This window comes from Stutzerimonas stutzeri SDM-LAC (assembly GCF_000235745.1).
Lineage (GTDB): Bacteria > Pseudomonadota > Gammaproteobacteria > Pseudomonadales > Pseudomonadaceae > Stutzerimonas > Stutzerimonas stutzeri_H.
Window position 1 is genome coordinate 1 of sequence record NZ_AGSX01000098.1, and the last position, 14,479, is coordinate 14,479.

Annotated in this window: 12 protein-coding genes; 8 read left to right on the forward strand and 4 right to left on the reverse strand. The window is 61.7% G+C overall.

Features of this window, described 5'->3' with window-relative positions; genetic code table 11:
• Positions 1-39 precede the first annotated feature (39 nt).
• Positions 40-321, forward strand: coding sequence for a peptidylprolyl isomerase (locus PSTU_RS0110475; RefSeq protein WP_019340980.1), 282 nt, complete (start codon positions 40-42; stop codon positions 319-321).
• A 108-nt stretch (positions 322-429) separates the two neighbouring features.
• Here PSTU_RS0110475 and PSTU_RS0110480 read toward each other — a convergent pair whose 3' ends face one another.
• Positions 430-2,025: a methyl-accepting chemotaxis protein gene (locus PSTU_RS0110480; RefSeq protein ID WP_019340981.1), complete on the reverse strand. Its 1,596-nt coding sequence runs from the start codon at positions 2,023-2,025 to the stop codon at positions 430-432.
• 302 nt (positions 2,026-2,327) lie between these two features.
• Here PSTU_RS0110480 and PSTU_RS0110485 point away from each other — a divergent pair, with 302 nt between their 5' ends.
• Positions 2,328-2,699, forward strand: coding sequence for an STAS/SEC14 domain-containing protein (locus tag PSTU_RS0110485; RefSeq protein ID WP_019340982.1), 372 nt, complete (start codon positions 2,328-2,330; stop codon positions 2,697-2,699).
• Positions 2,700-2,720: 21 nt separating this feature from the next.
• Here the strand turns inward: PSTU_RS0110485 and PSTU_RS0110490 are convergent, their stop codons facing one another.
• The gene (locus PSTU_RS0110490; RefSeq protein WP_100206778.1) at positions 2,721-3,614 is read right to left on the reverse strand and encodes a CAP domain-containing protein; all 894 of its coding nucleotides are present in this window, start codon (positions 3,612-3,614) and stop codon (positions 2,721-2,723) included.
• A gap of 163 nt (positions 3,615-3,777) precedes the next feature.
• On the opposite strand from PSTU_RS0110490, the gene PSTU_RS0110495 reads away from it, so the two are divergent.
• From PSTU_RS0110495 to PSTU_RS0110525, 6 genes are all read left to right on the forward strand, one after another.
• Entirely contained in the window at positions 3,778-4,512 is a 735-nt protein-coding gene (locus tag PSTU_RS0110495) for a sulfite exporter TauE/SafE family protein (protein WP_019340984.1), read from the forward strand.
• Between the two features lie 320 nt (positions 4,513-4,832).
• Positions 4,833-6,122 (forward strand): mechanosensitive ion channel family protein, encoded by a 1,290-nt coding sequence (locus PSTU_RS20680; RefSeq protein ID WP_100206779.1) that lies wholly within the window; start codon positions 4,833-4,835, stop codon positions 6,120-6,122.
• Positions 6,123-6,295: 173 nt separating this feature from the next.
• Positions 6,296-7,480, forward strand: coding sequence for an efflux RND transporter periplasmic adaptor subunit (locus PSTU_RS0110510; protein ID WP_019340986.1), 1,185 nt, complete (start codon positions 6,296-6,298; stop codon positions 7,478-7,480).
• The gene (locus PSTU_RS0110515; protein ID WP_019340987.1) at positions 7,477-10,644 is read left to right on the forward strand and encodes a multidrug efflux RND transporter permease subunit; all 3,168 of its coding nucleotides are present in this window, start codon (positions 7,477-7,479) and stop codon (positions 10,642-10,644) included. Before PSTU_RS0110510 ends, PSTU_RS0110515 begins: the two co-directional genes overlap by 4 nt.
• A complete protein-coding gene (locus PSTU_RS20685) occupies positions 10,637-12,139 on the forward strand; it encodes an efflux transporter outer membrane subunit (protein WP_019340988.1) in 1,503 nt (500 codons plus the stop codon). The genes PSTU_RS0110515 and PSTU_RS20685 overlap by 8 nt, the downstream gene beginning before the upstream one ends.
• Before the next feature lie 93 nt (positions 12,140-12,232).
• The gene (locus tag PSTU_RS0110525) at positions 12,233-12,712 is read left to right on the forward strand and encodes a DUF3597 domain-containing protein (protein ID WP_019340989.1); all 480 of its coding nucleotides are present in this window, start codon (positions 12,233-12,235) and stop codon (positions 12,710-12,712) included.
• Positions 12,713-13,055: 343 nt separating this feature from the next.
• On the opposite strand, the gene PSTU_RS0110530 is transcribed toward PSTU_RS0110525, so the two are convergent.
• Positions 13,056-13,868, reverse strand: coding sequence for an inositol monophosphatase family protein (locus tag PSTU_RS0110530; protein ID WP_019340990.1), 813 nt, complete (start codon positions 13,866-13,868; stop codon positions 13,056-13,058).
• A 155-nt stretch (positions 13,869-14,023) separates the two neighbouring features.
• Positions 14,024-14,275, reverse strand: a complete 252-nt coding sequence (locus tag PSTU_RS0110535; RefSeq protein ID WP_019340991.1) for a DUF2789 domain-containing protein — start codon at positions 14,273-14,275, stop codon at positions 14,024-14,026.
• Positions 14,276-14,479 lie beyond the last annotated feature (204 nt).

The window sequence follows — 14,479 nt, forward strand, 5'->3', positions numbered from 1 at the left end:
CGGTAGGCTCAGCGACTTCTCAAGACGGAGTAACACCCCATGGCCCGAGCCACTGCCCGCCACATCCTGGTTCCCACTGAAGAAAAGTGCAACGAGCTGAAAGCTGCCATCGAAGGTGGCGCCGATTTCGCTCAGGTTGCCAAGGACAATTCCACCTGCCCGTCGAGCCGTCAGGGCGGTGACCTGGGTTCGTTCGGTCCGGGCCAAATGGTCAAGGAATTCGACACTGTTGTATTCAGCGCCCCGCTGAACCAGGTGCAAGGTCCGGTGAAGACCCAGTTCGGTTATCACCTGCTGGAAGTGACCAGCCGCCAGGACTGATCCTGCTGTCCCCGCGCATCTTGCGCGGGGATGTCCAGGCCGCTCAGCCATCGACGCGTCGAGCGACCCTCTTCCAAGCCGTACCTCCCCGCTTTAACGTAAGTCCGATCACGCCTCCAGACGGAAACGCCCGGTCAGAGCTTTGAGTCCGTTCATGCTCTGCATGATGGTGTTGCCTGAAGCCGCGGTGTCGTGGGTGGCGCTGGCCGCCTGATCGGCTACCTGAGCGATACGGGTCAGCGACTGGTTCATGCCCTCGGCAACCTGTGACTGCTCCTCGGCTGCCGTCGCGATCTGATTGGTCATGCCGCGAATGGTCTGCACGGCACCAACGATCTCGCCCAAAGCATGTTGCGCCGCTTCGATCTGGGTAAGCGTCGTCGAGCTGCTCTGGCGCGAAGCATCCATGGCATCGCCGGCACGGGTGGCCTGGCTCTGCAGGCGCTCGACCAGCACACTGACCTCCTTGGCAGAATCCTGTGTGCGACTGGCCAGGCTGCGTACCTCGTCCGCAACCACGGCAAAGCCGCGTCCCTGCTCGCCTGCTCGTGCAGCTTCGATTGCGGCGTTGAGCGCCAGCAAATTGGTCTGCTCGGCGATGCCGCTGATCACGTTGAGCACCTTGCCGATCTCGTGACTGTCCTTCACCAGCTGCTGCATCACACCGGCCAACCCGTCAACATGGCCGGTCAAGGCGCGGATGGCAGTGACCGATTCGTTCATCACCGCATTACCAGCGCTGGTTTCCTGCTCGGCGAGATCCGCCGCACTGGCCGCTTCGACGGTGCTTCGCGCCACTTCCTGCGAGGTGGCGAGCATCTCGTTCATAGCGGTGGCGACCTGATCAATCTCGGCCTGCTGCGCCTCGACGTTGCGCGCACTGTCGCCTGCCAGATTTGCCATGCGTACGCACTGGTCATCGGCTTCATCGGCGGCCTGACGCACGCCACGAATCATCTCGCCGACCTGCACCAGCAGGCGGTTATACGCAAGGGTGATCATGCCAATTTCGTCGTCAGCATGGCGCACCTGCAGCGGCGCGGAGAAGTCACCCTGACTGACCTTTTCCAACCGACTGCGGAGCTCATCGACCTGCAGCATCAGCCAGTTCATGCCGGCGATTCTTCCGAGAATTACCAGAAATAGAATGCACAGCGTCGAGGCCATGGCGACCCAAAGTTGCTGTGAAGCACTGCGATTGGCCTCGGCGGAAATCAGCGACACCACCTCGTTGGACGCTGCGAGAATTTCGTTGGCATCTGCGGCGACCGCTTTCAGATCAGCGCTCTGGCCGGCCGCCAGCGCCTGCACGGCGGGACGATAGCGTTGCCATATCTGGTCAACACGCTGCAGATGGGGCTTGGCACTGGCCAGTTCTACCGGGGCGACGCCCTGGCTGCCGTCGCCGTTGAGCAGCAGACGGTGCGACTGTTCGAAGCGCTGAATGGTCTTCTCCACGTCTGCAGGCCCACCGATGCCTTGGGAAGCCAACAACGCCTCTTTCATCATCTTTTGGCTAAGCATGCGCTGGGCGCCGGCCATGTCGATCTGGCTGGCGTCCTTGCTGGACATGAACAGCACTCCAGCGGTCAGGGCCGCGCAGAGAAAGATCAGGCTGTAGGAAAAGAAGAACTGGTGGTTGATGGTACGCAGACCCAATCCGCGCAATACAGACTGGATGACGTTCGCCAAAGTGCTGGTCATAGGTGTATCCAACTACAGGGAAGGTAAAGTGCTGCCATCACTCGACGGCGTCGCAGCTACCCACTTCTCGGCTGTAACAGAGGCAACTTGATAGCCGTCGATCACCTTTCTGAAAGTCCCGTCATACGGGCGTTTGATCCATTTCAGGGCACTCATGAGACAAGTCCCCACGCACTGATCCAGATCAATTAAACAGCTTCAAATAGACACATTTTTGGCCGACCGAACGCCGTATAACGACTATGGTCAGGTAATGGCAGGGCGACTTGTCTGGCACCCATTTTTTTCATTGAGGACTCGTCATGTTTCATGTAACCCGCATTGGTGACAATCGCATCGACGTGGATTTCTCCGGCAAACTCGACAGCAGCGAGATGCGGTTCGCACTCGACGAACTGATGCGAAAATCAGAGGGCATCAGCCACGGCCAGATGCTCTATCGCATCGGCGATTTCGATATACCGACCCTGGGCGCGATGGGCGTCGAACTGGCGCGAATCCCCCAGCTGTTTCGCTTCATCCGCCGCTTCGATCGCTGCGCGGTGGTGTCCAACAAGGACTGGCTGCGCAGGGCCAGCGAGATTGAAGGTGCGCTGTTCCCCGGCCTCGCCATCAAGGCCTTCGATGAAAACCAGAACACCGAGGCGCATAACTGGCTGGAGAGCCAGAACTGACCATGCTTTCTCGCCAGCCCACTAGCGGGGCGTACCGAACACTTGGGTCCAGTAGCTGCCGGCGGCGCTGGACTTGTCGATTGCGTAGGCCGCGCCCATCTCAGCGAAATCCGGGTTCATGATGTTGCTGCAATGGCCGGGGCTGGCCATCCAGCCGGCCATGACCTGATCCGCCGAGCCCTGCCCCGCCGCGATGTTCTCGCCGATCCGCTCCCAGCTGTACCCTGCACGACTGGCGCGGTCACTGACCAGGCTGCCATCCGGCGCCCGATGGCTGAAGAAGTCCTGTTTGGCCATGTCGCGGCTATGCGCCAGGGCGGCATCGGCCAGCTCGCCGTTCCAGCTCAATGCCGGTGCCGCCTCGAACGATCGGCTACCACATTGGCGTGGTTGTGCTCTCGCTTCATTGACCCGCTGCAAAATGTTTTTGCCAACCTGCTGCCAATCGCCAAGGTCTGGCGAAAGCAGAGGCTTGGCCAACAGCACCTGCCAGGTGTTGCCCTGGTGCGACACGCCGATTTCAGCAAAGTCCTGGCTGCGCAGCGGTGTGCAATATCGCTGCTTGAGGGCTTGCATGGCGCTTTGTGCATCGGCCGGCCCGGAGACTGAGATGGCTTGCAGTTTGGAAGGCCGGTAACCGGAGCCCTGTAGTTTCTGCTGCAGCTGCGCTCCACTGGTGGCCGGTGCGACAGCCAGTGCGTCATTGGGTGCCAGCGGCCCGACCGGCTGGGCTTCGCCACCGCTGCAGGCTTGCTCGGCTTCGCGAAATTCATTGATCAAGCCAACCAGAGAGTTGGCGTCCTGCGCATGCGCCTGACACGCCAGGCTCGTAGCCAGGAACAGCAGAGCACCAGCCATGACGCGCTTTGGCGTGCCGCATGCTGTTGTGGCTGAGGTCGGGGTGAGCGGGGTCATGGGGTCACCTGTCAGTCAGCAGTTAAATATGCTGACCACAAGCCGCCGAGGGCGATCCGTCCGCATGGCCAAACTTCTAAAGCATCGAAGACCCAGACATAGGCGGCGAAGATGCGATGATGCCCAGCCCTGCCGAACCCGACCCATACGCCTGATCACGCTCATGACACTTTCTGACTTTCTGTTTTTCGCATTGCCGGCAATCTTCCTCACTGGCCTGTCCAAAGGCGGCTTCGGCGGTGCGCTGGGCGGCATCGCCGTGCCGCTGCTGGCGCTGGCGATATCGCCCAAACAGGCCGCCGCGGTGATGCTGCCGATTCTCTGTCTGGCTGATGTGGTGGGCCTCAAGGCCTACGCCGGCCACTGGGACAAGGCGAACCTGAAGGTGATGATGCCGGGCGCGTTGATCGGCATCGCACTGGGCTCATTAACCTTCGGGATGCTCGACGAGCGCATGATCGGCCTGATGATCGGCGCGATTGCAGTGGGCTTCGTGCTGCTGGGCCTAGTCACCAACAACGACAAGCCGCGACCGTTGCAGCGCGGTCGCGGCACGCTGCTCTCCTCGGTTGCCGGCTTCACCAGTTTCGTCGCGCACGCCGGCGGGCCACCAATCATGATGCACCTGCTGCCGCAGCAGCTAGACAAGCTGCGCTACGTGGCGACCATCAACCTGTTTTTCTTGATGACCAACGCGCTCAAACTGATCCCCTATGCAGCACTCGGCCAGTTCAGCCGCGAAAACCTGCTGCTCAGCCTGACGCTGGCACCGGTGGTGCCGTTCGGTGTCTGGGCCGGGCTCTGGCTGCACAAGCGTATCGACCACGCGCTTTTCTACCGAATTGCTCGCCTTGGGATGCTGCTGGCCGGGTTGCAGTTGATCTACAAAAGCCTCTGAGACGCGCACCCGGCACGACCGGCCGCCCAGTTTTCTGAACGTTCGCACCCCTGCCCAGTCGGATTTAGTGAACCCACTGCAAAGGAGTCATCCTCATGCTGAAGTTTCTGGGCAGCACAGTAGGCATCATCTTTCTGATCGGTCTGTTGGTCGTGATCGGCTTGTTTGCGCTGATTTTCTAACGTCGACGAAAGACGATCTCATTGCAACCACGGTGCCTCGGTACGCACAACCGCACCTTGCAGGTTTATTAACAGGCCGCCGCCCACCCGGCGGCCTGTTCGTTTCCGGCCCATGCCTATCGAATGCTGATGATCACCATGTCCCCTCGCCTCGCTAGCCCGTTTCCCGCCCTGCTACGCCCGCTCGTCCTGCTCGTACTGCTCTGCATGGCGACGCTGCCGACGATGCCTGTCTGGGCTCAAGAGGGTGTCGCAACGGTCCGCCTGGATGGCCGCGCGTTGTTCCGCATTGGCCCCAGCGAAGAACTTGAAGCACGTCCACGGGCGCGGCAGATCGAACGCCAGCTGGCGGCCGTGCTGGAAACGCCCCAGGGCATCACCCCGGCGCGTATCGAGCCGACTGAATCCGAGGAGGACGACGGACTGCAGATCAGCGTGGCCGGTCGACCGCTGATGGTGGTTTCGCCGGCCGATGCCGAAGCCAACGGGCAACCTCTTGCCCGGCTCGCCCGTGGCTGGGCTGCGATCATTGATCGAGCCCTGGCCAAGGCTGCAAAACGTCGCGATTCGGACCGAGGACGATTTCTCACATCGGTGCAGTCGAGCGTGGAAAACGCTTTTGCGCGCCTGCTCGAATCGGCGATCAACATCATCCCGCGAGCACTCGCCGCCCTGCTGGTACTGCTAGTGTTCTGGGGACTGGCCACCGCCGTACGGGCATTGATGAAGAAAATCGTGCGCCGCCTGGCAAACGATCTAACCGTTGAAAACCTTGTCCGGCAGGTGAGCTACTACGCGGTATGGGTGCTTGGCATCATCGTCGCTGCGAGTGCTTTTGGGCTGGAGCCCAGCACCCTCGCTACGGGGTTAGGCCTGACCAGTCTGGCGCTGGGTTTTGCCCTGAAAGACATCCTCTCCAACTTCGTCAGCGGCCTGCTGATCCTGACACTGCGGCCGTTCCAGCTGGGCGATCAGATCATCATCGGGGAAACAGAGGGCAGCGTGGAACGTATCGAATTGCGCGCGACGCAGATCCGCACCTATGACGGACGCCGCGTACTGGTCCCCAACGCCGAAACCTTTACCTCGCGTGTCACCAACAACACAGCGGCGCCCGTCCGCCGCGGGAAAGTGGTTTGCAAGCTGTATTACGGCATCGATATCGATGCCATCAGCGCCGTGATGCGTGACGCCGCACAGCAAACACCTGGCGTACTGGCGACTCCGGTAGCCGAGGTGTTGCTGAACGACCTGGGCGAAAGCCAGCTGGTGTTCGACGTACTGTTCTGGTGCGACTCGCGCCGCTCGGATTTCATGACCACCGCATCGGAGGTGCGCAAGGCCCTGGTTGCCGCGCTGCTCTCCGCTGGGGTCACGCTGCCGGATCAGGCGAGGCAGCACATCGTGGTGCACACGCCAAAAAGCTGAGTCGAGCACCAGGTCGCAGCCGTTGCATATCGTCCCAACATGGTGAGCCTTCGCTCCATCGAGCCAAGACGGGACGGGAATTAACCGGAACCGTGCCCGGTCACCGCGGTCGAGAGTAGGTCGGCGCGCTATACCGCGGCGCAGACGGTGCACGAGCCAAAAGGTCAAACTGAATGAGGCAGTTCCTGCAAAACGCGGTGCTGGTAGGCGCCCTGTCGCTGTTACTGGCGGCCTGCTCCGATGACAAACAAGCCGAACAGGCCGCACCGCCACCACCCGAGGTGGAGGTCGTGACGGTCGATCCGAAGCCGATTCCCAACATCATTGAGCTTCCCGGGCGCGTCCAGGCCGTTCGCATCGCCGAGATTCGTGCGCGGGTCAACGGCATCATCCAGAAGCGGCTCTACCAAGAAGGCACCGACGTCGAGGTCGGCACGCCACTGTTCCAGATCGATCCGCGAGAAATGCGCGCCAACCTCAAAGCAGCCAAAGCGGCACTGGAGCGCGCCGAAGCCACGGCGTTGAATGCCACGCAGGACGTCAGGCGTTATAAGGGGCTGGTTGCCAAACAGGCCATCAGTCAGCAGGAATACGACACCGCGTTGGCCACGTTGCGCACCGCCAAAGCGGACGTGTCGCAAGCAGAAGCCAATGTTCAGTCGGCTGCTCTCGAGCTGGAATACACCACCGTAGAGTCACCGATCGAAGGCCGCGCCGGGCGGGCCCAGGTCACCGAAGGCGCCTTGGTGAGCGCCAGCGAAGGTACGCTGCTGACAACCGTCGAGCAGTTCGATCCGGTGTATGTCAACTTCGCCCAGTCGAGCTCCAATTTGTTGCGCATACGAGCGCAGCTGGCGTCTGGCGCCCTGAAGTTACCGGAGGAAGGCCGCGTCGAGGTCAAGCTGATCCTGGAAAATGGCGCTGAGTATCCACACCTGGGTTACGTCGACTTCTACGCCATGAGCATTGACGAAAACACAGGCACCGTGGCGTTACGCGCTGAATTCCCCAACCCAGACAGGCTTCTATTGCCTGGGCAGTTCGTGCGTGCGCGAATCAATGCCGGCACTCGCCCAAACGGTGTACTGATTCCCCAGCGTGCAGTGATAGTCAACGATCAGGCTGCACGCGTCCTGCTCGTGGGCAAGGACGACAACGTTGCCTCGCGTGAAGTCGAACTTGGCGAACTGCAGGGCAGCCAATGGGTAATTCGTGAAGGCCTCACTGCAGGCGACGTTGTGATTGTCGAAGGCGGCGGCAGCGTCCGCAGTGGTGCAGCGGTGCGGACCACCCCTTACCAGCCTGAAGGGCCACCCGAAGCGCCGGAGTCGACGATGGCGACCGAGTCCAGCCAATGACGCCAGCGTTCTTCATCCGGCGTCCGGTCTTTGCCTGGGTCATTGCGCTGGGCATTCTGTTGGGTGGCGTGCTGGCCCTGCGCTCACTGCCCGTCGAGCAATACCCGAGCATCGCACCGCCCACGCTACGCATCAGCGTGACCTACCCCGGCGCTGACGCCTCGGTGCTCGAAACCAACGTCACCCAGGTGATCGAGCAGGAGCTCAACGGTGTCGAGGGCTTCCTTTACATGGATTCGTCGAGCCGCTCCAACGGCAGCGCCTCGATCGAGCTGACGTTCGAGGCCGGCACCGACATCGACATTGCGCAGATGGAGGTGCAGAACCGCCTGAGCCGCGTCGAGCAGCGCTTACCGGAAGAAGTCCGCCGACAGGGCATTCAGGTATTCCAGGCCTCGCAGGATTTCCTGCTGATCATCTCGCTGTTCTCGGAGAACGGCACCATGAGCACGCTGGAGCTCGGCCATTTCGCCACCACTCGCGTGCTTGACGAGCTGCGCCGCGTACAGGGCGTGGGTGATATCCGCGAGTTCTATACCGCGTATGCCATGCGGATCTGGTTGAACCCCGATCGGCTGGCCAGCTTCGGACTTTCTGCGGCCGATGTGCTCGCCGCCGTACAGGAACAGAACAGCCAGTCCGCAGGCGGCGCATTGGGCGATCTACCACTGGCCGAGGGCACTGAAATCAATGCGCCCATCGAGACCCAAGGGCGCTTCTCCACGCCTGAAGAATTCGCCTCGATCATTATTCGTGCCGGCCCGGATGGATCGGCCATCCGCTTGCGTGACGTCGCTCGGGTCGAGCTGGGCGCACAGAATTATGCTTCACGAAGCGAGCTGAACGGCCAACCGGCGGCGGGTTTGGCCGTGCAACTGTCGCCGGGGGCCAATGCGCTGGATACGGCCAATGCGGTCAAGCAACGCATGGGCGAACTGGCCGAAGGCTTCCCAGAGGACGTAGCCTGGACGGTGCCATTCGACTCGACCCCCTTCATCGCCTCGTCGATTCAGCAGGTGGTCGTTACGCTGCTGCAGGCCATGGCGCTGGTGGTGCTGGTCATGCTGCTATTCCTGCAGAACTGGCGCACCACCGTCATCCCTACCATCGTCATCCCGATCACTCTGGCGGGCACTTGTCTCGGCCTGTGGATTGCCGGTTTCTCGATCAACCTGTTGAGCCTGTTCGGCATGGTCCTCGCGATCGGTACCTTGGTGGACGATGCCATCGTGGTGGTGGAAAACGTCAAGCGGATCATGGACGAGGAGCAGCTACCGCCCTATCAGGCGACCGTCAAAGCCATGGAGCAGGTCACCGCGCCCATCATCGGCACGACCCTCGCGCTGATCGCGGTATTCGTGCCACTGGCATTTTTCCCAGGCTCGACAGGAGGCATCTATCGACAGTTCGCCGTGACGCTGTCGATTGCGGTTGCCACATCGACACTGCTGGCGCTCGTGCTGACGCCCGCATTGTGCGCATCATTGCTCAAGCCTAGCCAGCCGGACGACGGCAAGCCCGGCCTGGGCCAACGCATCTTCGGTCCTTTCAACCGTTGGATGGATCGCACTACGGACCGCTATCACCATGCGGTCGGCGGCATGCTCGCGCGACCGATCTGGTTTCTGCTCGCCTTTGTCGGCCTGCTGGCGCTGACGGCCTTTCTCTACCTGCGGATGCCCAGCGCCTTTCTACCGGACGAGGACCAGGGCTCTTTGATGACGGTCATCCAGGCGCCCGCCGGCGCGACGGTCGAGCGCACCGAAGAAGCCATCGAACAGGTCAAGGCGTTCTACGCCGACCACCCGCTGGTCGAGGACACTATCACCGTCTACGGCTTCAGCTTTTTCGGCCAGGGCCAGGCCCATGCGATGTCGTTCGTACGGCTGATTCCTTGGGAGCAACGCACCGAAGACGGCAGCTCCGCTCAGGCATTGGTTCGTGAAGCCATGGGCCGGTTCTCGCAGATCAACGAAGCCCGCGTGTTTGCCCTGAATCCACCTTCGATTCCCGGACTGGGCGTGGCGGGCGGCTTTACCTTCAAGCTCGAGGACCGCGGAGGTCTCGGCTATCAGGCGCTGCTCGACGCACGCAACCAGCTGCTCGGCAAGGCGAGCGAAAGCCCGGTTTTACAGAGCGTCCGGCCGGAGGGCGCAGACGACGCGCCACGCTTGCGGGTCAATGTCGACCGCATCAAGGCCCGCGCGTTGGGGCTTTCGATCAACGAGGTTAACGCAACACTGGCGATCGCCTTCGGTAGCGCCTATGCCAACGACTTCAACCGTGACGGGCGCGTCCTGCAAGTATTGCTGCAGGCGGATGCGCCCTATCGGATGACCCCACAGGATGTGCTTGATCTGAAAGTGATCAACGATGAAGGCGAAAGCGTGCCCTTCGGCGCCTTTACCACCGTGGATTGGACCGAGGGCCCAACGCAGTTGCAGCGCTACAACGGCTACCCTGCGCTGACCTTGTCCGGCAGTGCCGCACCCGGTTCGACCACAGGCGAAGCGATGACGGAGATGGAGCGGCTGGCCGCCGAATTGCCAGGTGGCTTCAGCTACGAATGGACCGGCGCCTCGCTGGAAGAGCAGCAGGCTTCCGGCCAGGTCGGTCTGTTGCTGGGCTTGTCGTTGCTGGTGGTGCTGATGGTGCTGGCAGCGCTCTATGAAAGCTGGACAGTGCCCATCGCGGTGCTGCTCGTGGTGCCCTTCGGTGCGCTCGGCGCAATACTGTTCGCGATGATTCGGGACCTGCCGGCAGACGTTTATTTCAACGTGGGCCTGGTGACCATCATCGGCCTGTCGGCGAAGAATGCGATTCTCATCGTCGAGTTTGCCATCGAAGAAGAAGGCCATGGCAAAAGCCTGACCGAGGCCGTGATGAACGCGGTGCGCCTGCGCTTCCGGCCGATCCTGATGACATCGCTCACCTTCATCCTCGGCATGCTGCCCCTGGTGCTGTCCAGCGGCGCCGGCGCGGCTGGCCGGGTTGCAGTGGGTACCGGCGTCATGGGCGGCATGATCGTCGCGACGCTGCTGGGCCTGTTCTATATCCCGCTGTTCTATCTTTCCGTGCGTCGTTGGCTGACCAAGCGTCGGCCGCCGACAGCCGAAGACAAGGCGCACCCCGCCGAGGAAAAGGAGGCGCCAGGCAATGCCTGACCGGCTCACGAAACTGACGCCTCTGCTGGTGACCGCTTTGCTTGCTGGCTGCCAGCTCGCACCGCCCCATGAGCGGCCGCCCTCCCCCAGCGCCGCGCAATATCCTGCCGACTACCAACCCATGGACGGCGAAGTGCTGGCCAGCGAGATCGCCTGGCGCGACTTTCTTGAGGACCCACGACTCGAGCTGTATATCGAAACGGCTCTGCAGCGGAATCGCGACCTACAGATCGCAGTAGCGCGAATTGAAGAAGCCCGCGGCCAGTTTGGCGTGCAAGGTGCCGACCGCTACCCGACGCTGGCTGCGACGGCCGATGCCAGCCGGGGCCGCTTTCCGACCGGCAGCGCTGGGCAGGCCGGTCGCGGCTCCGCCGGAGGCGTTAGCCCCGGGGCAGCGGGCGGTTCAAGCGGTCAGATCACCGAACAATTCTCGGTAGGGCTTGGCATATCGGCATTCGAACTGGACTTCTGGGGACGCGTGCGCAATCTCACCGAAGCCGCGCGCGCCCAGTACCTCTCGACCATCGAGGCGCAACGGGCATTTCGCTTGTCGCTGATTGCCGATGTGGCGACGACCTACCTTGGCGTTCGCGGCGCTGAAGCTCGGATCGAACTGGCTGAGGCGACTCTGCAGAGCCGCCGCGACGGCCTGCGCATTGCCCGAGTTCGCTTCGAGGCAGGGATCACTTCGGCGCTCGATCTAAACCAGGCACAGGCGCTGCTGACCCAGGCCAAGACAGAGCTGGCAAGCCTGCACCTGATCCGAGCCGAGCAGGTCAACTACCTCATCCAATTGATGGGGGGCGAGCTGCAGGGGCCTTTACCGACGCCGCTACCGTTGACCGAACAGATCGATCCGGTGCGGCTGGATGCCGGGCTGCCGTCGGAGCTGCTACTGGTACGTCCCGACATCCTGGGTGCCGAGCTGGAGCTGCGCGCAGCGCGAGCCAACATTGGCGTGGCGAGAGCTGCATTCTTCCCGCAAATTTCGCTGACGGGCAGCTTCGGATACATTTCCAACGAGCTGAACAACTTGGTGAGCCGGGACAATCGCACCTGGAGCATTGGCCCGAGCATCACCCTTCCACTGTTTGACTTCGGTCGAAATCGCGGCAACCTGACCGTAGCCGAAGCCCGGGAAAACGTCGCGGTAGCTCAGTACGAAAGCGCCATCGAAACCGCCTTTCGCGAAGTGGCTGACGCCCTCGCCGGCCGCCGCTATCTGGCAGAACAAGTCGCCGCGCAGGCCGAAAACGTCGCCACGCTGCGACGCATTGCCGACCTCGCAAGGGAACGTTATGCCGAGGGTGTAGTGAACTACCTGCAGGTACTCGATGCCGAGCGCAACCTGTTCGATGCCGAACAGGCGTTCATTGAGGTCAAGCGCGCTCAGGTTCAGAACCTGGTGAGTCTGTATATCGCACTGGGCGGTGGTACCAACGCTCCGTCAGCATCAAGCGACACCACGCAACGAGCCGTGACCTCCCAGCGATAAGGCGCAGAACAGCGCGCTTCCCGACCTGCGGCGCCGAATCCTCAAGACGTCACAGTGGTCCAAAAATCACCACCAAATGACAGAGGAATCGAAATGGGCCTGTTCGACAAGATCAAAGACAAACTGGGCATGGGCGGCGTGAGCAACGAAGCGCACAAGCCGCTCGATCCGAACCACACGCCGAACCAGCATGCACGGGATACCATCGTCGATTCGGAGCGGCCTACCGCTGCGCACAATGCCACCACCACGCCGCCAGGCGTGGCCCCCAGCCCCGAGGGCGTGGCCCATTCAACTGGAACGTCAACCAGCGCGGTGGATGTGCCTGCCAAGCTTGACGCCATGGCCGCCAACCACCCCGAGACCCTCAACTGGCGCACGTCGATCGTCGACCTGATGAAGCTGCTCGGCCTGGACAGCAGCCTGGAATCGCGAAAGGAACTCGCTACAGAACTGGGCTGCCCGCAGGACAAGATGGGCGATTCGGCCCAGATGAACACCTGGCTGCATCGCACCGTGATGCACAAGCTCGCTGAACATGGCGGCACCGTTCCGCCGGAGTTGCGGACCTAACAGGCATCGGGGCCTCGCTGGGTGCCATTCACTGGTGAGGCTTTTTAATCTCGCGATCACTCGGTTTACCACTGATCGCCAGCAAGCTGGCTCCTACAAAGGACTACTCGAATCCTGTAGGAGCGAGCTTGCTGGCGAAGAGCCTCCAGACGCCTGGCAGTACCGAAACGAAATCCCTGCAGCACCCAATTCGCCAGCTAGCTAGCGCTTACAGAAGACTCCGCGGACCTGTAGGAGCGAGCTTGCTCGCGATCAAATTTCGGGGGTCTCGTACCTGCCGGTCGCTCTTACACCCGTCGGTGCCAGCGACCAAATGCCCAGCCGTTATCCGCTGATTCACCACTCAATCGTCGAGCGACGGCCCGATCATTTCGGCGAGCTGCGGATATACGCCAGGACAAGCAACAAGATAAGGATTGCCTAGCAACAACCCATCGTTACGGAAGAAATCGTTGACCCGGCCGCCCGCCTCTTTCACCAAGACCAGACCGGCCATGCAATCCCAGCTTTTCAGTTCGGTCTCGTAGTAGCCGAGCAGCCGCCCCGCTGCCACGTAAGCGGTCATTAGCGCACCGGAGCCGTTACGGAAGAACATGCCCCCTTCGGCCAGCAGCTTTTCCATGAACGGAATGAAGTGCTCTTTTCCCCGTGGATGGAAGGTGCCCGTGGCGGTCACGCCCTGCCCCACGTGCGTCGCCGCGCTGACCTTCAACGGCGTGTCGTTGACGAACGCGCCTTTACCTAAACAGCCGTGGAATAGCTCGTTGTGGTTGGGATCGGCAATTGCGCCCAGGTGCGGCTCACCGTCGACCAGCAGGCCGATCGACACGCACCAGTTGTGCAGCCCATTGACGAAGCAGGCGGTGCCATCAATCGGATCGATAACCCAGACGCAGTGGGCGCCGAGGTCGGCCGAGCCGCTTTCTTCCCCGAGAAAACCGTCCTCTGGGAAGAGCTGAGTCAGCCGTTCACGGATGAAGGCTTCGATCTGCTTGTCGGCAATGCTGACCACGTCCTGCAGATCGTCGCCCTTGTGTTCGACGGTCAGTGCCTCACGCTTGCGGTAGAAGTCCATGCCCAGCTGCGCAGCCTCAAGGGCAAGGGATTTGGCGCTGGCATAGCGCGCGTCGATATCGAGGAATTGCTCGGAAGTCATGACCGTCCTGTGAAGCGGGTGCGCGGTGCCGCGCGGGAAGGCAGATTCTAGAGAATCGGTGACGACGGGCATACCGGACGTTGCGCCTTCGCCGCCTGGCGAGCCAAGGCATGGTCCACCCGGCGTTACTGGCCAGGCGGAACCGCCAGTTCAATTCACGGTTGCTCTTCGCCCTGCTCGTGCAGGCGCACGTTGAGTTCATCAACCACAGGCGCCCATTCAGCATCATCCATCAGCTGTTCCTTGAGAAACGAACCTTGGGCTTCGCTCCAGAACGGCGCCTCGGAGACTTTCATATGATTGGGGATCGGGCGGTGGCTGGCGATAAATGCATCGATGCTGGCCGGGTCGGAAGGCAGGCCGAGCTGTTCGAAAAGTGTGCCGAGGTCTTTGTTGGGTAATTCCATGAACGGGCTCCGTCAGGCTATGCAGAAAGTCTGGACCGCCAAGCTGCAGGCAATCCTCTCTAAATAGAGGCAGTGGAGCGCCGCACAGTTCAACCGACAGCAGGCACAGGGCCAATCCTGAGGCATCGTGGACATCGATCGGAAACAAAAAACCCGCCGCAGCCATTGGGTTGCGGCGGGGTGCAAGGGGGTAGGGTGCCTTGT

Bases quoted from the DNA above. Each gene is read 5' to 3' on its own strand.
- PSTU_RS0110490 (WP_100206778.1), bottom strand. From the start codon at position 3,614: ATGACCCCGCTCACCCCGACCTCAGCCACAACAGCATGCGGCACGCCA.
- PSTU_RS0110485 (WP_019340982.1), top strand. From the start codon at position 2,328: ATGTTTCATGTAACCCGCATTGGTGACAATCGCATCGACGTGGATTTC.
- PSTU_RS20680 (WP_100206779.1), top strand. From the start codon at position 4,833: ATGTCCCCTCGCCTCGCTAGCCCGTTTCCCGCCCTGCTACGCCCGCTC.
- PSTU_RS0110525 (WP_019340989.1), top strand. From the start codon at position 12,233: ATGGGCCTGTTCGACAAGATCAAAGACAAACTGGGCATGGGCGGCGTG.
- PSTU_RS0110515 (WP_019340987.1), top strand. From the start codon at position 7,477: ATGACGCCAGCGTTCTTCATCCGGCGTCCGGTCTTTGCCTGGGTCATT.
- PSTU_RS0110495 (WP_019340984.1), top strand. From the start codon at position 3,778: ATGACACTTTCTGACTTTCTGTTTTTCGCATTGCCGGCAATCTTCCTC.
- PSTU_RS20685 (WP_019340988.1), top strand. From the start codon at position 10,637: ATGCCTGACCGGCTCACGAAACTGACGCCTCTGCTGGTGACCGCTTTG.
- PSTU_RS0110530 (WP_019340990.1), bottom strand. From the start codon at position 13,868: ATGACTTCCGAGCAATTCCTCGATATCGACGCGCGCTATGCCAGCGCC.
- PSTU_RS0110535 (WP_019340991.1), bottom strand. From the start codon at position 14,275: ATGGAATTACCCAACAAAGACCTCGGCACACTTTTCGAACAGCTCGGC.
- PSTU_RS0110475 (WP_019340980.1), top strand. From the start codon at position 40: ATGGCCCGAGCCACTGCCCGCCACATCCTGGTTCCCACTGAAGAAAAG.
- PSTU_RS0110510 (WP_019340986.1), top strand. From the start codon at position 6,296: ATGAGGCAGTTCCTGCAAAACGCGGTGCTGGTAGGCGCCCTGTCGCTG.
- PSTU_RS0110480 (WP_019340981.1), bottom strand. From the start codon at position 2,025: ATGACCAGCACTTTGGCGAACGTCATCCAGTCTGTATTGCGCGGATTG.